This window comes from Embleya sp. NPDC020886, from assembly GCF_044333915.1.
In the GTDB taxonomy this organism is placed as follows: domain Bacteria; phylum Actinomycetota; class Actinomycetes; order Streptomycetales; family Streptomycetaceae; genus Embleya.
On sequence record NZ_JBIRRX010000003.1, the window covers coordinates 208,489 to 228,925 of the forward strand.

14 protein-coding genes are annotated in these 20,437 nt (G+C 70.4%); 5 read left to right on the forward strand and 9 right to left on the reverse strand.

Features of this window, described 5'->3' with window-relative positions:
- Positions 1-23: 23 nt before the first annotated feature.
- Both htpG and ACH4U8_RS11930 read right to left on the reverse strand, forming a co-directional pair.
- Positions 24-1,949 (reverse strand): molecular chaperone HtpG, encoded by a 1,926-nt coding sequence (htpG, locus tag ACH4U8_RS11925; RefSeq protein ID WP_360306735.1) that lies wholly within the window; start codon positions 1,947-1,949, stop codon positions 24-26.
- Positions 1,950-2,053: 104 nt separating this feature from the next.
- Positions 2,054-3,196 carry an FAD-dependent oxidoreductase gene (locus tag ACH4U8_RS11930; RefSeq protein ID WP_395777258.1) on the reverse strand — a complete coding sequence of 381 codons (1,143 nt, stop codon included), beginning with the start codon at positions 3,194-3,196 and terminating at the stop codon, positions 2,054-2,056.
- Positions 3,197-3,474: 278 nt separating this feature from the next.
- Here ACH4U8_RS11930 and ACH4U8_RS11935 point away from each other — a divergent pair, with 278 nt between their 5' ends.
- Positions 3,475-4,887 (forward strand): S41 family peptidase, encoded by a 1,413-nt coding sequence (locus tag ACH4U8_RS11935; protein WP_395777260.1) that lies wholly within the window; start codon positions 3,475-3,477, stop codon positions 4,885-4,887.
- Positions 4,888-4,909: 22 nt separating this feature from the next.
- Here ACH4U8_RS11935 and ACH4U8_RS11940 read toward each other — a convergent pair whose 3' ends face one another.
- Positions 4,910-5,821, reverse strand: coding sequence for a hypothetical protein (locus ACH4U8_RS11940; RefSeq protein WP_395777262.1), 912 nt, complete (start codon positions 5,819-5,821; stop codon positions 4,910-4,912).
- Complete coding sequence (locus tag ACH4U8_RS11945; protein ID WP_395777264.1) at positions 5,818-7,851, reverse strand: caspase domain-containing protein; 2,034 nt, start codon at positions 7,849-7,851, stop codon at positions 5,818-5,820. Before ACH4U8_RS11945 ends, ACH4U8_RS11940 begins: the two co-directional genes overlap by 4 nt.
- A gap of 149 nt (positions 7,852-8,000) precedes the next feature.
- On the opposite strand from ACH4U8_RS11945, the gene ACH4U8_RS11950 reads away from it, so the two are divergent.
- The 3 genes from ACH4U8_RS11950 (at position 8,001) to argG (ending at position 13,132) form a co-directional block, all read left to right on the forward strand.
- Entirely contained in the window at positions 8,001-10,652 is a 2,652-nt protein-coding gene (locus tag ACH4U8_RS11950) for a CHAT domain-containing protein (RefSeq protein WP_395777266.1), read from the forward strand.
- A gap of 54 nt (positions 10,653-10,706) precedes the next feature.
- Positions 10,707-11,444: an NUDIX hydrolase gene (locus ACH4U8_RS11955; protein WP_395777268.1), complete on the forward strand. Its 738-nt coding sequence runs from the start codon at positions 10,707-10,709 to the stop codon at positions 11,442-11,444.
- A 263-nt stretch (positions 11,445-11,707) separates the two neighbouring features.
- Positions 11,708-13,132 (forward strand): argininosuccinate synthase, encoded by a 1,425-nt coding sequence (gene argG / locus ACH4U8_RS11960; protein WP_360306756.1) that lies wholly within the window; start codon positions 11,708-11,710, stop codon positions 13,130-13,132.
- Positions 13,133-13,221: 89 nt separating this feature from the next.
- Here argG and couO read toward each other — a convergent pair whose 3' ends face one another.
- The 5 genes from couO to ACH4U8_RS11985 form a co-directional block, all read right to left on the reverse strand.
- Complete coding sequence (gene couO, locus ACH4U8_RS11965; RefSeq protein ID WP_395777270.1) at positions 13,222-14,118, reverse strand: 4-hydroxyphenyl-beta-ketoacyl-CoA hydrolase; 897 nt, start codon at positions 14,116-14,118, stop codon at positions 13,222-13,224.
- 82 nt (positions 14,119-14,200) lie between these two features.
- Positions 14,201-15,271, reverse strand: coding sequence for a 3-hydroxyacyl-CoA dehydrogenase NAD-binding domain-containing protein (locus ACH4U8_RS11970; protein WP_395777272.1), 1,071 nt, complete (start codon positions 15,269-15,271; stop codon positions 14,201-14,203).
- On the reverse strand, positions 15,268-17,289 hold the full coding sequence (locus ACH4U8_RS11975) for an acetoacetate--CoA ligase (protein ID WP_395777274.1): 2,022 nt from the start codon (positions 17,287-17,289) through the stop codon (positions 15,268-15,270). The genes ACH4U8_RS11970 and ACH4U8_RS11975 overlap by 4 nt, the downstream gene beginning before the upstream one ends.
- Positions 17,286-18,152, reverse strand: a complete 867-nt coding sequence (locus ACH4U8_RS11980; protein ID WP_395777275.1) for a crotonase/enoyl-CoA hydratase family protein — start codon at positions 18,150-18,152, stop codon at positions 17,286-17,288. Before ACH4U8_RS11980 ends, ACH4U8_RS11975 begins: the two co-directional genes overlap by 4 nt.
- Entirely contained in the window at positions 18,149-19,732 is a 1,584-nt protein-coding gene (locus ACH4U8_RS11985) for a long-chain fatty acid--CoA ligase (RefSeq protein WP_395777277.1), read from the reverse strand. Before ACH4U8_RS11985 ends, ACH4U8_RS11980 begins: the two co-directional genes overlap by 4 nt.
- Before the next feature lie 150 nt (positions 19,733-19,882).
- Here ACH4U8_RS11985 and ACH4U8_RS11990 point away from each other — a divergent pair, with 150 nt between their 5' ends.
- Positions 19,883-20,350 (forward strand): MarR family transcriptional regulator, encoded by a 468-nt coding sequence (locus ACH4U8_RS11990; protein WP_360306774.1) that lies wholly within the window; start codon positions 19,883-19,885, stop codon positions 20,348-20,350.
- Positions 20,351-20,437 lie beyond the last annotated feature (87 nt).

Here is a 20,437-nt window from a genome sequence, read left to right on the forward strand (position 1 = left end):
GCAGCACCCGCGTTGCGGATCGGTTACAGGCCGCGGGCCAGATGCTCGGTGAGCAACCGGGTGAAGCGAGCCGGGTCGGGCAGGTCGCCGCCCTCGGCCAACAGCGCGCCGCCGTAGACCAGTTCGACGATCTCCGCGAGCGCCGGGTCGTCGGCGTTCGCCTCGTGCGCCGAGCGCAGCCCGGTGATCAGCGGGTGGGTCGGGTTGAGCTCCAGGATGCGCTTGACCGAGGGCATCTCCTGCCCCATCGCCCGGTACATCTTCTCCAGCGTCGGGGTCATGTCGTGCGCGTCGCCGACGATGCACGCCGCCGACGTGGTCAGTCGCGACGACAGCCGGACCTGCTTCACCTGCTCGGACAGGGTCGTGGTCAACCATGGCAGCAGCGCGGCGAAGTCCTGCTCGCGCTTGGCCTTCTCGGAGCCGGCCTCCGCGTCGTCGGCGGCCGGCTCGTCCAGGTCGACCTGACCCTTGGCGATCGACTGGAGGCGCCGGCCGTCGAAGGCCGGGACCTGGTCGACCCAGACCTCGTCGACCGGGTCGGTCAGGATCAGCACCTCGTACCCCTTGGCCGCGAACGCCTCCATGTGCGGGGAGTTCTCCACCATCGCGCGGGTCTCGCCGGTCAGGTAGTAGATCGCGTCCTGGCCGTCCTTCATGCGCTCGACGTACGCGCGCAGCGTGGTGGGCTGCTCCGGGTCGTGCGTGGAGGCGGCCGACACCAACTCCAGCAGGGCCTCGGTGTTGTCGGCGTCCTCCAGCAGGCCCTCCTTCAGCGCCCGACCGAACTGGGCCCACAACCGCGCGTAGCGCTCGCCGTCCTTGGCCTGCATGTCCTTGATCGCGCCGAGGACCTTCTTGACCAGGCGCCGACGTACCCCGCGGATCTGCCGGTCCTGCTGGAGGATCTCGCGGGAGATGTTCAGCGACAGGTCGTGGGCGTCCACGACACCCTTGACGAAGCGCAGGTAGTTGGGCATCAGCGCTTCGCAGTCGTCCATGATGAACACGCGCTTGACGTACAACTGCACGCCGCTCTTGGACTCGCGCGAGAACAGGTCGAACGGTGCCTGTGCGGGAATGAACAGCAGCGCCTCGTACTCGAAGTTGCCCTCGGCACGCATGTGGATGGTCTCGGCCGGGTCGAGCCCGTCGTGGCTGATCTGCTTGTAGAACTCGTGGTACTCGGCCTCGGTCACCTCGCTGCGCGGCCGGGCCCACAGCGCCTTCATCGAGTTGAGCGTGTCGACCCCGTGCGTGGTGACGCCGTCGGCCTCGGTGCGCACGGTGGGCATCCGGATCGGCCAGCGGATGAAGTCCGAGTACTGCTTGACGATCTGCCGGATCTTCCAATCGGCCAGATAGTCGGCCAGCCCGTCCTCGCTGTCCGCTGCCTTGAGGTGCAGGGTGACCGAGGTACCCACGGGCAGGCCGTCGACGGCCTGGATCTCGTAGGTGCCCTCGCCGTCGGACTCCCACCGGGTGCCGGCGTCGGTGCCGGCCCGCCGGGTGCGCAGGGTGACCTTGTCCGCGACCATGAAGGCCGAGTAGAAGCCGACGCCGAACTGGCCGATCAGGTGCTGCGTCGCGGCGGCGTCCTGGGCCTCCTTGGCTTCCTTGATCTTCTCCAGCAGGCCGGCGGTACCGGACTTGGCGATGGTGCCGATCAGGTCCACGATGTCGTCGCGGCTCATGCCGATGCCGTTGTCGCGAACGGTCAGCGTGCGGGCGTCCTTGTCGACCTCCAAGGCGATGTGCAGGTCCGAGGTGTCGACCTCCAGATCGGAGTCGATCAGGGACTCCAGCCGCAACTTGTCCAGTGCGTCGGAGGCGTTCGAGATCAGCTCGCGCAGGAAGATGTCCTTGTTCGAGTAGATCGAGTGGATCACCAACTGGAGCAACTGACGGGTCTCGGCCTGGAATTCCAGTGTTTCGACGCTGCTACCCACCCTGGGGTCTCCTCATCTCCTCGGCGACGCCGGGTTGTGTCGTCTTGGCGACGACACTTTATGGCGGAGCGCACAGGCACGTCCAAGCGGCCCGGCCGGCGCGTTCAGGGTCGGGGCTCGTCGTGGTCGCAGTCGGCCGGGTCGGCGGACAACAGGTCTTCGGCGGCGCCTTCGAGGGCCGCGGCGGTCTCGATGGAGCGGGGGAGCATGGTCTTCTCGTAGCCGCGGACGGCGTCCCCGACGGTGGCGGCCCGCGCGAGGGCGAGGGCGAGTTCGGTGGCGTCGAGCATGGCGAGGTTGACGCCGACACCGAGCGGTGGCATCAGGTGGGCGGCGTCGCCGAGCAGGGTCACCGTCGGGCTGTGCTCCCAGGCGTGCGGAACCGGGAGGGCGAAGAGCGGGCGGTCGACGTAGCGGCCGTCGTTGTCGGTGATCATCCGGCGCATCCGGGGCGACCAGTGGGCGAACTCGTCGAGGAGCAGGGCGCGGATGCCGTCGGTGTCGTCGGTGCCGAGGCCGTTGTCGGTGATCCAGTCGACCGGGCCGCGTCGAATGAGGTGCACGCGGATGTGGTTTCCGCTGTTGCGCTGTGCGAACAAGCCGCGTTCGCCGTCGGCCGCGGCGGCGCCGCCCGGACCGACCAGCGCGGCGATCTCGGGGTGTCGGTGGTCGACTTCGTCGAACCAGGCCTCCAGGAAGCTCACTCCGGTGTAGGCGGGGACGGCGCGGGACACGGCCGGGCGTACTCGGGAGAAGGCGCCGTCGGCCCCGACGACCAGATCGCTCTCGACGGTGGTGCCGTCGGCGAAGTGCAACTGCCGAGGCCCGTCGGCGGGTCCGCCGATCGTGTCGAGGGTGTGGCCCCAGCGCACGGTTCCCGGTTCGAGCGACTCCAGGAGCAGGTCGCGCAGTTGGCCGCGGTCGATCTCCGGCTTGAACAGCTCGTCGGCCGCCGGGACATGGCGGAACGTGGTGCGGCCGGTCGGGTCCAGTCGGCGCATCTCCTGACCTTCCGGGCGGGCGAGCCGGAAGAACTCGTCGAGCAGGCCCGCTTCGCGCAGGGCGATCTGGCCGTTGTCGGCGTGCAGGTCGAGGGTGCCCCCCTGGTTGCGCGTGTCGGGGCCGGGATCGCGGTCGTACACGGTGACCGCGATGCCGTGCCGCTGGAGGATTCGGGCGCAGGTGAGCCCGCCGGGCCCGGCGCCGATGATGCCGATCCGAGCGTGGGCGACTGCTGGGGAATTCATGGTGGTGCTGCCTCTCCGGTGGGGGCGATCGTTCGATGCCCTCAGGAAAGCAGATCGAATATAAAAGTGCAACAAGACAACTTAGTCATCAGTACAACCAATGGCTGTGCTCGAATCGCCGGCGCCGGCGCCGGCGCCGGCGTGTGGCCGGTGGCGGGTGAGTCGTGGGGATAGGCCCACCCCGATTCGGGTGCTGTCCGGATGCCCCGGGGTCGGGCCCGGGAGCGATCGTGGTCGCGTTCACCGGATGCCGTGTCGGCCCGAGGAAGGGAACCGAGATGACCAGACTTCGCAGCACCTGTTCGGCGATCGTGGCGGCCTCGTTACTGGTGTTGACCGCCGGCGTCGGCGCGTCCGCCGACACCGGTGCGACCCGATCGCCCACGCCGGACGGCGTGTGGCGCGCCGACGGGTACGGCATGATCGTGACGATCCGAGACGGCACGCTGCGCCAGTACCAGACCACTTCGATCGGTTGCCTGCCCGGGCCGAGTGCCCGACGCTCCGGTGCCGATCGGGGAGAGACGCTGTACGACTCGACGGACGGCATGGTCGTCGGGGTGCGACCGGCCGCGCGGCCGAACCGGGCCGAGCTGCGTTTCACCCACGCGCCCGGATACCGGAAGCTGAACCGGATCGGTGCCCTGCCACGGAACTGCCTGCGCCCGGCTCCGTCCGGCCCCGTGGCCGCCTTCGACACCTTCTGGCAGTCGTACGAGGAGAACTATCCGTTCTTCGCGGCCAAGGGCATCGACTGGCACGCGCTGCGCGATCGGTATCGGCCACTGGTGGGGTCGAACACCACGGAGGACGAACTCTTCTCGATCATGCGGGACATGCTCGATCCGCTCGACGACGCACACGTGGATCTCACGGCGGGCCCGGACCGATACTTCGGCGACACGCGTCCCGGCACCACCGTGCCCACCGCCGATTTCGACCGGCGGATCCGGGCCTACATCGTCGAACGCGACCTCGGTGGGCGGCCCCTGACCGAGTACGCGAACGGACGGGTCGCCTACGCCGATCTGCCCGACGGACAGGGCTATCTGCGGATCAACGGATTCATGGGCTATCTGCCCGACCGCCCGCCCAGCCACCTCGGCGACAGCGCCGAACTCGACCGCGCCCTGGACGCGGTGCTCACCCCGGAACGGCTGGGCCGGCTGCGCGGGTTGATCATCGACGTACGGGTCAACGACGGCGGCATGGACAACCTCGGGCTGCAACTGGCCGGCAGGCTCTGTGACCGCCCGTATTTCGCCTACGCGAAGCAGGCCCGCAACGACCCGCACGACGCGAGCCGGTTCACCCGCCTCCAGCCGATCGAGGTGCGTCCCGACCCGGCAAGCACCCGCTACACCGGGCCGATTGCCATCCTGACCGGCGGTTCCACGGTCAGCGCGGGCGAGACCTTCGTCCAGGCGATGATGGGCCGGCCCGGTTCGACGATCCGCATCGGTGCGGCCACCCAGGGCGTCTTCTCCGACGTCATGCAGCGCCGACTGCCCAACGATTGGCAGGCGGGCGTGCCCAACGAGGTGTTCCGGACCCGGGACGGCCGCACCTTCGACGGCACCGGCATCCCGCCGAATGTGCCGGAACCGGTGTTCACCGAGGACGAGTTCGCCAACCACCGCGACTCGGCCTTCGACCGTGCGGTGCGGATGTTGCCCACCACCGCTTCCTGACGACCGCGTCCACTCGGTCCCGCTACGCGGCAGGACCGAGGTGGCGGCCGATGAGCAGGGCGACTTCCGGGTGGCCCAGGTAGCCGACGATGCCGTGTGGATCCCGGTGCGGATTCGCCACCCGCAGGTGCCGGTCGACCCCGGGGAACCCGACGGCTCGGCCCGGCGGGCGCAGGGTCACCGGATCCCGCGGGTCGTACACGTTGAGCCAGTGGGCGACCCCGGCCGGCCGGGCGAGCGCGGGCGGTCGTAGATGGCGTTGGATGGTCGCGAAACCGAGGGCCGAGCCGACCGTGACGAACAGCGGGACCTCGATCGTCGTGCCCAACTCGCGCAACAACTCGTAGGCCGGCACGGAACCGAGGGAGTGTGCGACCACGACGACCGGTTCCCGCTCGGCCGCGGCCTGCGTCAGGGGTTCCGCGACGATCTGCCGGATGTCCGGACCCACGTAGGGTGCCCGGAGATACGCCTCCACATCGGCGACGAAACGCAGGAACCCTCGACCGGCGGCGGGTACTCGCCGGTCCAGCGCGGCCAGCGTCGCCTGCACCCAGGCCCAGTTGACGGGGCCTCTGGTCACCGCCTCCCCGTCGGGGAGTCCGGCGGTGACATCGTCGTAGGTGAGGCCGAGTTCGACCTCCAGATCCCGGATCAACTCTGCGGCAAGCGTGGAGAGTTCCGGGTCGCGAGGGGCTGCGTCCGGTGCTTCGTCGGCATCCGCCGGGGCGCCGTACGTCACGAGCCTCGGCGACTCGCGGCCTACCCAGTCCGCCAGGACGTCGCCGTAGTAGGGCATGGTGGCCGCAACCACGGCGGGCGGCACGTTCGTCGCGCCCAGTCCCTCGGTCAGTGCGTCCACCCACTGCCGCAGCAGTTCGACGGGATCCTTGCCCTGTTGGGCCCGTCCGTGCACGAATACGAGTCGGGTCATGGCGTGCTCCCCCAGAGGAGTTCGGGTGGGTCGGGCCGGGTGGTGTCGCAGGAGAGGGAGCTCCAGGTGACCCAGCGCAGTGCAGGCCGCAGATCGGGCGTACCGCGCGGCGCTTCGTGGGTCAGCCACCCCGCCCGCATCAGCGGGTAGGTGGGGGTGACCGTCACCGTGTCGGCGAGGCGTGGGTGGCCCGCGAGGAGGACCAGGTCGTACGGAACCCAGCCCTGTTCGGCGCAACGCGCGATCAGGCGGGAGAGGGCGGCCCGTTCGCCCGCGCGGGACAGTGCGTAGGCGGCGGAGAGGGCCAGGGTCGGATTCGGGGGTATCGACTCGTCGTTGAGGAATTCGGCCACCGGCGAATCCGGGTCGGTGGCCACCTGCTCCCAGCCGTTGACGACGCCCACCGCGTATTCCTTGAGGATTTCGGTCTCGTCGCGTACCCAGGGTTTGCCGGAGGTGCTGCCGAGGGGCAGGTGGAGCACCAGGTCACTGCCCTGGTCGTTCGCGAGATGCAGCGTCACGTAGTCGGGGAAGACCGCGGACAACAGCCAGACGGCGTCGCCACCCGAACCGGTGCGAATGATCGCGGCCGTGGGCCTCGCCGGGGTTCCCCACCGCGCCGGCCCGGGGCGCGCGATCCCGGTGGGTCGGGTGCCGCCCGGCAGGTACGCCGCCACCTCGGCGGGTCGTCGTCCGAGGGGGAACCTGACGCACAGGCCCGTTCGATCGGGGAATCCGTCGCGAGCCGGATCCATGATCCCGGCGATGTCCCAGGCGCCCGAGTGCTGCGCGGGCATCTGCTTCTCCACCGGCGGTGGTCGTGAGCCCGCGGCCAACCACCTCGACTCGGCCACGGACCGTCCGGTCCGCAGGTCCATGGTCTCGACGACGAACTCGCCGTCGTGGGGAGCGGTGGTCCTCTCGCGATACGGTGGCGCGAATCGGGTGACGACGTCTCGTGGCGGATCCGCTCCGCGGACCCCGCTCAGGGGGGCCACCCGGATTTCGGTGTCGAGTTTGGCGACGTGCCTTCTTTTCCCGTCCTCCGCGCGCAGCTTCCAGGCGCCGTCGGCAGACAGTCCGAACTCGGCTTTCCGAGGCAATCGCACGGTCTGCGAGGGTGTTTCGGCATCGATACGGGCGATTTCCCGCTCGCCGGCATCCCTGACGAGGAATGCTCCCGGTGCGGAGGGTATGCGGGAGGCTCGGACCGTGATGGATACCTCCGCCGGAGAGGGGCGGCGGGCGAGTCGGCAGGGCGGGCGGAACGAGGTGATTTCGAACCAGGGTATTTGAGAATTTATGTGCAGCTCGTCGGACAGGCTTTGCATTCGTTCCTCGACGGCGCGCCACATGCTGTACGTGGTGATGAAGAGATCGTCCGCCTCGCCGTTCTCGCCGAATTCGAGAGCATCGGTGAGTCTGCCGTGCAGGGCGTCCAGAACGGCTCGGGAGAATATGCCGAAGGCCGGCAGGTCACCCCGCGCCGGTATTTCGTACGCAGGCTTGCCCAGCTCGACGGCGTAGAACCGATCGACGAAAGTCCGTCCGCCTCGCCTTTCCGTGGCGTTCGGGAAGATGTTGAAGCCGGTGAGGCCGTTCCGAAATCGTGCGTCCGGCAGCACCCGACAGGCATCGGAGATCAGCACGACGTGTCTGATGCCGCAGTACTGGGCCCACCCCTGGTAGTAGTCGACCTCGACGGCCTCGTTGGGATTGTCGACGCAATTCGACAGGAGCCAGAGATCGGATCCCCGCTGCGGATTCATGACCACGCCGTGTCCCGCGAAGTAGATCACGAGCTGTTCGACGTCCCCACGCATCGTCAGGCTCTGTATGCACTCCCGGAGAGCCTCGGCCCTGATGGATTCGACCGGTGCATCGGGCAGAGGTTGATCGATGAATCGATGGACCTCGTAGCCTTCGCCTTCGAACCATTGGACCATCTCGCGCGCGCTGTTGAGGGCACCTTCCAGATGCGTGAGTTCCCGGTATTTGCCCACACCGATGATGACGGCAGCTTTCGCCATGAGGCGTCACCCCCTGGGGTGGATGGTATCCGCGCGGCGCGGCTCCGTGGGCGAGACTCCGCGAGAAAGGGAAAACGCGTCGATCCACCCGTATCGCTTCCCGTCGGGTGCCGAACCGGTAGCCTGAAGTTCACGTCGGGAGGTGCACGATGGATGACGAGATACGTGCCGTGGACAGCTATATTCGGCGCGAACTGACCAATGTCGATCCTCGGTTGCTGATACTTCGCTTCGATACGGAATACGATATTCCTCTCGATCATGCATTCCCCATCGGCCTGTTGCAGATGGTCGGTGCCTTCGACCCGCCGGGGGCGGCATCGGACCTGGCGAAAACCGCGATCCGGGTCGGGGCGTACTGGTGTCGGATCGTGCAGGCCGACGTCGAATACGACCTGCTGCTCGGTCGGCGACTGATCACCGAGTCGGCGGCGTGGGCGGCGTGGCTGACCGAGGCGTGCGCGGGGAGCCCGACCGATGAGGACACCTTCGCGGCCTACGCCGCCGCCCGCTGGCACGACGGCGCGGGCCGTATCCATTACCGCCTGGGGTCGCACGGACTCGCCGTCGAGTCGTTCAAGACCGCCGAGAAGCTCGCGAAGGCGGCCCACCTGTGGTGGTGCCTGCCCGATCTGAGCAGCAATCGCGCACGCGGGGAGTTCGAACTCAGGAAGACCTTGCACAAGGAGGTCGCAGTCGGCGATCGCCAGACGCTCCTGGACAAGCTGACGGATCTGCACCGGGACGTGGGCCGCGTCGCGAACGAGCACGGGATCGAGGCCGCCCATCCCGGCCGGGCCACCGACGTCCGGGAGCGCGAGTTCCTGCGCGGATACTCGAACGTGTTGCACAATCTCGCGACCGTGCTCCGTGAGTCGGACGATCCGTCGCGGTCCCTGGAGCACACGATCGAATCGATCGCCATTTCGAGGGCGTTGGGGGACCACTACCGGATCGCCCAGTCGACCCTCAACCGCGCGTTCATCGAGAAGCCGGATGCCCTCCGGTACTTCGCCGAGCTGGCCGAACTGCCTTGGCAGCGAGGCAGGTTGATTGCCGAACAGAACATCGCGGCAGGTCGACACGATCTCGAGGGGTTGCGGAGGCTGGAACAGCTTCTGGATGCCATCCGAGGAGACGGGTTCGGCGAAGCGTTGATCAGCGGTGTGGACGCCGACTACTACGCGTACACCGTCCGGGCCTACGGCCGCACGATCAAGGCTCTCCTGCCGGACGCGTCGGCCGAGTTCCGGGCACGGTTGGAGCACGATCTGCGCACCCGGTCGCTGGAGATGGCTCGCTCGATGCGACGGGTGGTCACGCTCCCGGTCTACAAACGCACCTACGCCAAGACGGCGCGCCCGGTCTACCTGGAGCGGATCCGGTATGAACTGGATCTGGAACCGGCCGGATACGAGAAGGCGTTCGCACTGGTGGAGGAGTGCTCGGCCCGTGAACTCCTCGATCTGATGGCCAACACCGAGTTGCCTCTCCTCGAACATCCGGAGCACGGGCACGAGATCGGGTCGTCGCAGCCGGACGAACCCGATCCGGCACCGGCCCCGGCGCGGGGGACACGGGCGGGACTGGTTCGGGCAGCGCAGGCGGGATCGTTCCGACAGGCCGTGCGTGCCAGGTCCACCGAGTTCGAGGAGAGGTTTTCTCGGCACCCGCTGCAACTGGCCCCGCACGATCCGGACATCGCTCATCGGCTGACGTCGTTCGCGGTCAACCATCCCGGCACCTGCGTGGTTCGCTACTTCGTCGAGGGATGGGACGAGAGCGAGGGCGAGGGTATTCCGACCGGGTTGGGAGCCTTCGTGAGCCGAGGTACGACCCTGACGTACAAGCGCGGGCTCTCCTATCTCGAAGTGCGCGGGTTGTCCGAGGCCATCGCGTCGAACCGGGAACTCGTGCCCACCGAAGCCGATGCCAAGGAGATCTGGCGGTTGTTGATCGCGCCGATCTGGGATCTCGTCACCTCGGACGGCCCGCCCGGACATCTCGTGTTCGTCCCGACCGACGAGATCTTCGCGATCCCGCTCCAGGTCGCCCTGCCGGACGAGCCCGGGGCGGTTCCGCTCGGGGCCATGTTGCCGATGTCGCTGTCCGCGAGCGTGACCACCTTCGTGGGGCGAGGTCGGCACCTGCTCAAGACCCAGGCGGTGACCGACACCGATGATCTGGCCGTTCTGATGGGTGTCGATCCCAGTGCCAGCGGGGGCGAGTTGATCAATCTGAAGTGGCCCAAGGAGCACTTCGTCGTCGCCGGCGAACCGCCCGAGACGATCGTCGACGCGGTCACCCGGCACCGGGGCGACTGGTCGGGGGTCCGCGCCCTGGTCGACTGCGAACCGGAGTTCTTCCTCTTCGTCGGGCACGGCGTGTACGACCCCGAGGCCCAGGAGCTGGGTCCGGGTCTGAAGTTCGGTGCCCATTACCTCACCCAGTTCGACGTGGCCCTGCGCCTGCGTCTGCCACGGAACAAGCTCACCGTGCTGGCCGCGTGTGTGGCGGGTCGAGGTATGCAGAGTCAGGGCGGGGACGTCCTGGGGTTCGTACGGTCGTTCATCGCGTCGGGTGCCGGCGCGGTCGCCGTCCCGCTGTGGGACGTCAGGGACAGTGCCATGGTCGCCACGGTGGGTCGGCTGCTGCGTGCGTCCCGGGAGGCGCTCGACACCGGGGGCGGGGTCTTCGACGTCGTCGACACGCTGCACGAGCACTATCGCGAACTCATGCGCCATCCGTACGAAACGTTCGCCGACCGAGTGCGGGATCTTCCCCTGGCCCTGTATCTGTGACGAGACTCGGGACGGACACTCCGTCCGACTCGCCGCGAGACCCAGGGGACCGTCGTGGACGACATTCGCATTCGTCGGGAGGCCGCACTCGCGGCGTACGAGGAACTGGGTGCGGAACGCCCCGAACTCTTCGCCAACCCACCCGGGGCCGCCTTCGAGATCATCCTGGACCGCCCCACCCAGGACGCCGTCGCCGACGAGGTCGCGCAACGCTCGGTCGCGGCCGGATTCCCCGCCTCGTGCGGAGACGTCGGAGTCGTCTACCGGGACCCCTACCTCATGGTGGTCCGCGACGCGGTGCGCTTTCGGTCCGGTCGGGTGGGGACGTACATCCGCCTCGTGGGCGGCAGTGCCGGGCCGGGGGCGGCCGTGCTCCCGGTCCTCGACGACGGCCGGATCGTGCTGATCAACCACTTCCGCCATGCCGACCGGAGCTGGCACTGGGAGATCCCACGGGGCTTCGGCGATCCCGACGACGCGTCCGGCGAGGCCACCGCCGCGCGGGAGGTCCGGGAGGAACTGGGCTGTCCGGCCGTGGAACTGTCGTGGCTGGGCGCGATCAACACCGACAGCGGCATGTCCGGCGGCCGGGACGTCATCCACCTGGCCCGCATCGCCGCCGCCGCGTTACCGGCCGACCCCTCGGGCGACGGCACGGAGGAGGGCATCGACCAGATCCGCGTCGTGACCCCCGACGAACTCCGAGCCATGATCCTCGACGGCGAGATCACCGACGCCTACACCCTCGCCGCCTACGCCTTCGCCCTCACCCGCGGCCTCCTGCCGCATTGACCCCGCGGTGCCCGAGCCCCGGGTCCCACCGTCACAGCCCCGCCTGACTCCCGGGGCGATGCGGGGGTCGATTCGGGCGTGTTCGGGCCGTTCGCTCCGGCGGCGGTCCGGCTTGATCACCCGGTCCGCGGCGGTGCGGGACGGGCGGGATGCATAGTTTTGCCTTCGGGCGCAAATGTATGCCATGCTGTCGGTCTCGGGTGTTCCCGAGCTACTTGTTTCGATTCGGGGCCACGTGCGATCGGGCCGCTTGGGGTGTACAGATGTCGAAGGTCTTGAGCAAGTTGCCGGTCGGGGAACGGATCGGTATCGCCTTCTCCGGCGGGTTGGACACCTCGGTCGCGGTGGCGTGGATGCGTGAGCGCGGCGCCGTTCCGTTCGCCTACACGGCCGACATCGGTCAGTACGACGAGCCGGATCTGGGCGACGTGCCGCAGCGTGGTCGAGCCTATGGCGCCGAGCAGGCGCGGCTCGTGGACTGCCGGGCCGCGCTGGTCGAGGAGGGCCTGGCCGCGCTGACCTGTGGCGCCTTCCACATCCGCTCGGGTGCGCAGACCTACTTCAACACCACCCCGCTCGGCCGGGCCGTGGTCGGCACGCTGCTGGTGCGCGCGATGCACGAGGACGACGTGTCGATCTGGGGTGACGGGTCCACCTACAAGGGCAACGACATCGAGCGGTTCTACCGCTACGGCCTGCTCGCCAACCCCGAGTTGCGGATCTACAAGCCCTGGCTCGACGGGGAGTTCGTGGCCGAGCTGGGTGGTCGCCAGGAGATGTCCACCTGGCTCGCCGAGCGCAACCTGCCCTATCGCGATTCCGCCGAGAAGGCGTACTCCACCGACGCGAACATCTGGGGCGCCACGCACGAGGCCAAGCGGCTCGAGTATCTGGACACCTCGCTGGAGATGGTGAACCCGATCATGGGCGTCGCCTACTGGGACCCCGAGGTGGAGATCCCGACCGAGGACGTCACCGTGGAGTTCGAGCACGGCCGGCCGGTGCGGATCAACGGGCGCACCTTCGCCGACGCGGCGGAGCTGGTGCTCGCGGCCAACGAGATCGGCGGCCGGCACGGGCTCGGCATGTCGGACCAGATCGAGAACCGCATCATCGAGGCCAAGAGCCGTGGCGTCTACGAGGCTCCCGGCATGGCGCTGCTGCACGTGTGCTACGAGCGGCTGCTCAACGCCATCCACAACGAGGACACCATCTCGATGTACCACGTCGAGGGGCGCCGGCTCGGGCGACTGCTGTACGAGGGCCGCTGGTTCGACCCGCAGGCGATGATGCTCCGCGACGGCATCCAGCGCTGGATCGGCTACCCGATCACCGGCAGTGTCACCGTGCGGCTTCGGCGCGGCCAGGACTACTCGGTGCTCGACACACAGGGTCCGAACCTCAGCTACCACCCCGAGAAGTTGTCCATGGAGCGCAGCCTCGACCAGACGTTCGTCCCGGACGACCGGATCGGCCAACTCACCATGCGCAACCTGGACATCGCCGATTCCCGCAACAAGCTGGAGCAGTACGCCGCCCACGGTGCGCTCAACCCGTGGAGCCGGCTGATCGGCGAGCTGACCCCGGGAGGCGCGACGGCCATCGCCGCGCAGAGCGAGGACGCCGTGGCCGTCGCGGAGGCGTCCGACGCGCTGGATCACGCGGCCATGGAATCCGGTACCGACTGACGGTCCGCGTCGTACCGGGATCTTCGAACAGCGGGCGACCCCGCACGCGCGGCGCGTGCGGGGTCGGTTCGGCGGGTCGGCGAACGTGCTCAGGCGCGACGGTCGTCCGTCGGCTCGGCGCCGGCCAGGCCGAGGACGCGGACCGCGTTCTCCTTGAGGATCAGCGGGCGTACCTCGTCCTTGATGTCCAGCTTGGCGAAGTCGGCAAGCCACCGTTCCGGTGTGATGACGGGATAGTCGGAGCCGAACAACACTTTGTGGCGCAACATCGAGTTCGCGGCGCGCACCAGTTGCGGCGGGAAGTACTTCGGCGACCAGCCGGACAGGTCGATGTAGACGTTGGCCTTGTGCGTCGCGATCGAGATCGCCTCGTCCTGCCACGGCACCGATGGATGGGCGAGGATGATCGTCAGCTCGGGGAAGTCCGCCGCGACGTCGTCGATCAGCATCGGGTTCGAGTGCCGCAGCTTGATCCCGCGTCCGCCCGGCAGACCCGCGCCGATGCCGGTCTGCCCGGTGTGGAAGAGCGCGGGCACACCGGCTTCGGCAAGTGCCTCGTAGAGCGGGTAGAAGCGGATGTCGTTCGGGTCGAAGCCCTGGAGGCTGGGGTGGAACTTGAAACCGCGGACGCCGTGTTGCGTGATCAGGCGGCGGGCGCGGGCGACCGCGGCCCGGCCGCCGTGCGGGTCGACCGAGCCGAACGGGACGAGGATGTCCGCGTGCGCGGCGGCGGCGTCGGCGATCTCCTCGCTGGACAGCGCCGGGTGGCCGGTCGCGGCGCCCGCGTCGACGGTGAAGACGACGGCGGCGGTGCGCCGGGCGCGGTAGTGCGCGGCGATGCGCTCCAGGGTCGGGGTGCGGTCCTGGTCGGCCTTGAAGTAGGCGGCGGAGGCGTCCAGCAGTTCGCGGTCCAGGGCGAAGCATCCGTGGCCGTCCTGTTCGACGTGCACGTGCATGTCGACGGCGTCGATGGTGCTGAGGTCCATGGTGGGTTCTCCGGGCGGGCTGGCTGGGGCGAGGGATGGTGCGGCCTGCGGGCCTGCGGGCCTGCGGGCCTGCGGGCGTCGGTCAGGGCAGGTCGGCGTCGGCTTTCGCGGCGAGCAGCAGGCTCAGCAGTGCGTCGCGGCGGGCGGCGAGCGCGGTGCCGTCGACGCCGGCGAGCGCCTCGGCCACGCCGGCCACGAGCTTCGCGGTGAGTTCGGGGGTCAGCGAGGGGTCCCCGAGATCGCGCCACCACGCCTCGGTCGGCGGCCCGAGATGGGCCAGCACGTGCGCGATGCCGCCCGGGCCGCCGGACAGATGCTGGTTGGCGAACGGCCCCAGGATCGCCCAGCGCAGGCCCGGCCCGTAGGCGATCGCGGTGTCGATGTCGGCCACCGTCGCCGCACCCCGATCGACCAGCGAGTACGCCTCCCGCCACAGCGCCGCCTGGAGCCGGTTGGCCAGGTGGCCGGGCAACTCGCGGCGCAGCCGGATCGGCTTCTTGCCGACCGAGGTGTAGAACGCGAGCGCGGTACGGACGGCGTCCTCGCCGGTGTTCTCCCCGGGCACGACCTCGACGAGCGGGATCAGGTGCGGGGGGTTGAACGGGTGGCCGATGAGCACCCGTTCGGGGTGCGCGACGCAGTCCCTGGCGATCACCGTGGTCGCCAGGCCGGACGAACTGCTGGCCAGCACGACGCCGGGACGGGCCGCCGCGTCCAGGCGGGCGAACAGCGCCCGCTTGACGTCCTCGCGTTCGGGGCCGTTCTCCTGGACGAAGTCCGCCTCGGCGGCGGCCTCCGCCGCGTCGGCCGTGAAGGTCAGCCGAGCGGGCCGGGCGCCGCCGGCCGAGCCGCCGGCCAGGGTCGGCCGGAGTGCGGCGACGTCGGCGCGCAGCCGCTCCTCCGCGCCCGGGGCCGGGTCGGTGGCGACCACGTCGAGCCCGCGAGCCAGGAAGTGTGCGGCCCAACTCGCCCCGATCACGCCGGTGCCCACGATCGCGACCCGGGCGATCCCGGCGGCCTCCGCCGAACCCCGCACGCCGGCGGGGCCCGTGCGCACACCCGCGCCCGCCCCCACGCCGGCGCCCGCATGCGTACCTGCGTCGGCGCCGACACCCGTGCCCACGCGCGCGCCCGTGCCGCTGCTCGTGTTCATCGCTTGCTCCGTTCCGTCGCGAGGGTGAGGAAGTCGTCGAGCGCGGTCGGGTCGGCGAGGGTGTCCGGGCCGATGACGTCGGCGAGGTCCGCACCGAGCAGGAGGCGTTTGACCGGCAGTTCGAGCTTCTTGCCGGTGCGGTTGCGCGGCACGGTGGCGACCGCGACGACGGCGTCCGGCACGTGTCGCGGCGAGAGGGCACCGCGCAGTTCGCGGACGATGCGGTCGCGCAGCTCCGCGGTGAGTGCGCTCTCGGCCGCCGGCACCACGAACAACAGGAGTTCGCCGTTGCCGCCGGCCGGGTCCTCCAGGTGCACGACGAGGCTGTCCGCGACCTCCGGGAGCTCCTCGACCACGCGGTAGAACTCGGCGGTGCCCAGTCGCACGCCGCCGCGATTGAGCGTGGCGTCCGAGCGTCCGGCGATCACGCAGCTCCCGGTCTCGGCGAAGCGCGCCCAGTCCCCGTGTCGCCACACACCCGGATAGGTGTCGAAGTAGGTCGCGCGGTAGCGCGAACCGTCGGTGTCGCCCCAGAAGCCGACCGGCATCGACGGCATCGGGACGGTGATGACCAGTTCGCCGAGTTCGCCGACGACCTCGCGACCGTCGTCGTCGAACGCCTTCGCCGCCACCCCGAGCGCCGGGCCGGAGATCTCGCCGGCCCGCACCGGCTGCCACGGGCCGCCCTGCACGATGCCGCCGCACACGTCCGTACCGCCGCTGCCGACGTTGAGCAACACCCGGTCGCCGAACTGCTCGTGCACCCACTGGTAGCCCTCCGCCGGCAGCGGGCTGCCGGCGGCGCCGATCTGGCGCAGTGCGGCCAGGTCGTGATCGCGTCCGGGGTTCAGGCCGGCGCGGCGGCAGGCCATCAGGTAGCCGGGACTCGCGCCCATCAGCGTCGCCTTGGTCTCGGCGGCGATGCGCCATTGCGTGTCCGGGTCGGGGTACAGCGGGTTCCCGTCCAACAACACCGGACAGGCGCCGACGAGCAGGCCGGACACCAGTGCGTTCCACATCATCCACGCGGTGGTGGTGAACCACATCATCCGGTCGCCCGGGGCCAGGTCCCAGCTCAGCGCGTGGTTCTTGAGGTGTTCGAGCAGAATGCCGCCGTGGCCGTGCACGATCGCCTTGGGGCGGCCGGTGGTGCCGGACGAGAAGAGCACGTAGAGCGGATGGTCGAACGGCACCGGGTCGGTGTCCGGCCGGCCGGGCTCGGTGAGCAGGTCGTCCCACCCGACGGTGTCGGGCAGTGCGCCGTCGCCGTAGGGGACGCAGACCACCGCGCGCAGGGTCGGCAGCGCGGCGCGGATCTCCGCGACGGTCGCGCCGCGGTCGACGTCCTTGTCGCCGTAGCGGTAGCCGGGCACCGCGAGCAGCACCGCGGGTTCGATCTGGGCGAACCGGTCGACGACGCTGCGTGCCCCGAACTCCGGTGCGCAGCTCGCCCACACCGCACCCAGGCTCGCGGTGGCCAGGAACGCGACGACGGTCTCGGGCAGGTTGGGCAGGTAGGCCACGACCCGGTCGCCCCGGCCGACGCCGAGCCGGCGCAGTCCGGCGCGGGCGCGGCCCACCCGGTCGCGCAGCTCGCCCCAGGTGAGTTCGACGCGGTCGCGGGTCTGCGAGTACGCGACGAGCGCCGGTGCGGAGTCGGCCGCGCCGGCGCCGTCCAGGGCGTGCCGGGCGTAGTTGAGGGTGGCGCCGGGGAACCAGCGGGTGCCGGGCATGCCCTGGTCCGGGAGTGCGGCCTGCTCGGGCGTGGCGAACCGCACCCGGAAGAAGTCCCGGACGCTCGTCCAGAATTCCGCCGGCCGGGTGACCGACCACCGGTGCAACTCGTCGTAGTCGGCGAACGACTCGCCTCGGGCGGCCTGCACGTACCGGACGAAGCGGCCCAGTTCGGTGCTGTCCAGGACGTCGGCGGCCGGGGCGCGCAGCAGTTCGGGCTCGTCGGCCGGAGCGGGTGCGGCGGCCGAGGCGGGCGTGGCGCGCGGGGTTTCGGGGGTGGTCACGAGCGGCCGACCTTTCCGGCGCGGCCGTCGAGGAACGCGCGCATCCGGGTCTTGGCCTCGTCGCTGCCGGAGGCGACGGCCGCCATCAGCGATTCGAGCAGGTAGCCCTCGTCGGGGCCGGCCTCGGCGATGCGCGGCAGGGCCTGGAGCACGGCGAAGTTGGTGATCGGCGCGTTGCCGGCGATCCGCAGGGCGAGTTCGAGCGCGTGGTCGAGCCCGGCTCCGGCGTCGGTCAGGTATTGCGACAGGCCCAGTGCCTGGCCGTCGGTGGCGTCGACGACGCGGCCGGTGAGCATCATGTCGGTCATCCGGTGCACGCCGATCAGGCGCGGCACCCGGACGGACGCGCCGCCGCCGACGAACAGGCCGCGTTGGCCCTCGGGCAGCGCGTAGAAGGTGCTCGGTTCGGCGACGCGGATGTGCGCCGCGCAGGCGAGTTCGAGGCCGCCGCCGACGACGGCGCCCTTGAGTACGGCGATCACGGGTACGTCGCCGCGTTCGATGCGTTCGAAGGCGCGGTGCCACATCCGGGAGTGCCGCAGCCCGGCGAAGGTGTCGCGCTCGGTGAGTTCGGACAGGTCCAGTCCGGCGCAGAAGTGCTCGCCCTCGGCGTCCAGGACGACGGCCCGCACATCGGCCGGGGGTGCCGCGAAGAACGCTTCGAGGCCGAGCACGGTCGCGTCGTCGAGGGCGTTGCGCTTGGCCGGCCGGGACAGGCGCAACACCGCGACGGGGCCGTGCCGCTCGATGTGCAGGGACGGCGGCAGTGCGGGGGCCGATGTCTGCGCGGACGGGTCGGCGGTCGCGGTCGCGGGCCCCTGGGGGGCCGGGGCCGGGGCCGGGTGGGTGGCGGGGCGGGTCATCCGGAGGTTCCTTCCACGTCGGCGAATTCCGCGGCGGCCCGGGCGCGCAGCTCGACGCGGCGGATCTTGCCGGTGGCGTTGGCCGGGAGCGCGGTCACGAAGACGACGTACTTGGGGATCTTGAAGCGGGCCAGGTGCGCCTCCAGGTGGGAGCGCACGCCGGATTCGTCGAGGGTGCAACCCTCGCGCGGTTGGATGTAGGCGGCGCCGACCTCGCCCCAGCGGGCGTCGGGGACGGCGACCACGGCGACGTGGGCGATCGTGTCGAGCCGAAGCAGCACGGCCTCGACCTCGGCCGGGTACACGTTCTCGCCACCGGAGATGATCAGGTCCTTGACCCGGTCGGTGACCGATGCCCAGCCGTCGGCGCCCACGCTGAGCAAATCGCCGGTGCGGAACCAGCCGTCCACGAACGAATCGGCGGAGTCGGCGGGCCGGTTCCAGTAGCCGGAGAACACGTGCGGCCCGCGCACGAGCAGTTCGCCGGGCGTGGCGTCGAGGGGGCCGGGCCGACCGTCGCGCAGCATCGCGACATCGGTGAAGAAGTGCGGTACGCCGACCGCGACGGGTCGCGCCGCGGCACCGGACGCGGGCGCCATGTAGACGCCCGGCGATGCCTCGGTCATCCCGTAGCCCTGCCGGAGGCGCACGCCGCGGTCCAGCCAGGCCCGGGCGACGCGCTCCTGCACGGGCGAGCCGCCGTAGACCACGCTGGTCAGCGAGCCGAGGTCGACCTGTGCCCAGCGTGGGTGTTCGCACATCATGGCCAGCATCGTGGGTACCGCGGAGAAGCTCGTGATCGCGCCCTGCTCGATGCGGTCGAGGACGGCTCCCGCGTCGAAGCGGGCGACCGGTTCCACGCTGCCGCCCTTGAAGAACGTCGGCAGGGTGACCTGGCCGAGCCCGGTGGCGTGGAACAGCGGCGAGATGCACAGCGAGCGTTCGTCGTGCCCGAAGTCGATGTGTGCGAGCTGGTTGATCGTGTTCCAGGTCAGGTTGGCGTGGCTGAGCACGGCGGCCTTGGGTCGGCCGGTCGTGCCGGAGGTGTACAGCAGTACGGCCGGGTCGTCGAGGGAGACGGCCGGCGGTACGTCGAGCGCGGGTCCGGCCGCGATCGCCCCGGCGAGGTCGGGCGAGTCGGCGGGCCCCGGGTCGGCCGGGCCGACCGGGACGCGGGTGCGCAGCGTGTCCGGCAGCGGTGCCGCCGCGGCCAGGAGCGCGTCGGTGTCCGGGCTGTGCACCAGGACGGTCGCGCCGGAGTCGGCCAGCATGTACCGGATCTCCGGGCCGGAGAGCCGGAAGTTGAGCGGCACGACGATGGCGCCGAGCAGCCACGTCGCGAAGAACGTCTCGAACGTGCTCGCGGCGTTGACACCGAGGTAGGCCACCCGGTCCCCGGGGCGCACGCCGCGCTCGGCCAGGTGGCCGGCCAGACGTGCGGTGCGCTCGGCGAGGGCGGCGTACGTGAGGGCGCGGCCGGCTTCGACGATCGCGGTGCGCTCGGGGGATATCCGGGCGCGGCGGGCCGGCCAGGTACCGAGCCCGAAGTTCGCGTGGCTGCCCTGAGCTGCGGTGTTCATGGTGATGGGTCCTCTGCGTCGAGGCAATGACAGGAATCCTTATATCAAGATTCCGTGCAATGGTCACTCGTCCGGGACGCGAGTCCCGGCATGCGAGACTCTGGGCGCACAGGCGGATCACGGGCGGGGCACCGGATGGGGAGTGGGCGGATGGCGGCGCGAGCCACGGGGAACGACACACCGGGCGCGGCCGCTCCGTTGCTCCTGTACGCGGTCAAGCAGGTCGAACTCGCGGTGCGCGCACACCTGGACGAACTGCTGCGCCCGGCGGGCATCACCGCCCTCCAGTACACCGCGCTCACCGTGCTCGACCGCCGCGACGGGCTGACCAGCGCCGAACTCGCGCGCAACTCGTTCGTGACCCCGCAGGCGATGCGGGACCTGGTCACCGCCCTGGAGCGGCGCGCCCTGATCGCCCGCCGGCACGACCCCGCACACCGACGCCGGCTGCTCATCGCGCTCACCCCGGCGGGGCAGGCACTGCTCGCGCGGACCCGGGACGAGGTCGACGCGCTGGAGGAGCGCATGCTCGACGGCTTCTCGCGCGCCGAGCGCGGCGCGTTCCGCGACTACCTCAACCGCGCCCGGACCGCCCTCGCGGGCGGTCCGGCGCAGTAGCCGCGGCGTCGGGCCCGGCCTCGGGCGGGCGGGACGCTCGGGCGTTCCCGCGGCGTCCGCGCCCCGATCGTGCCCGCAGTGTCGAGC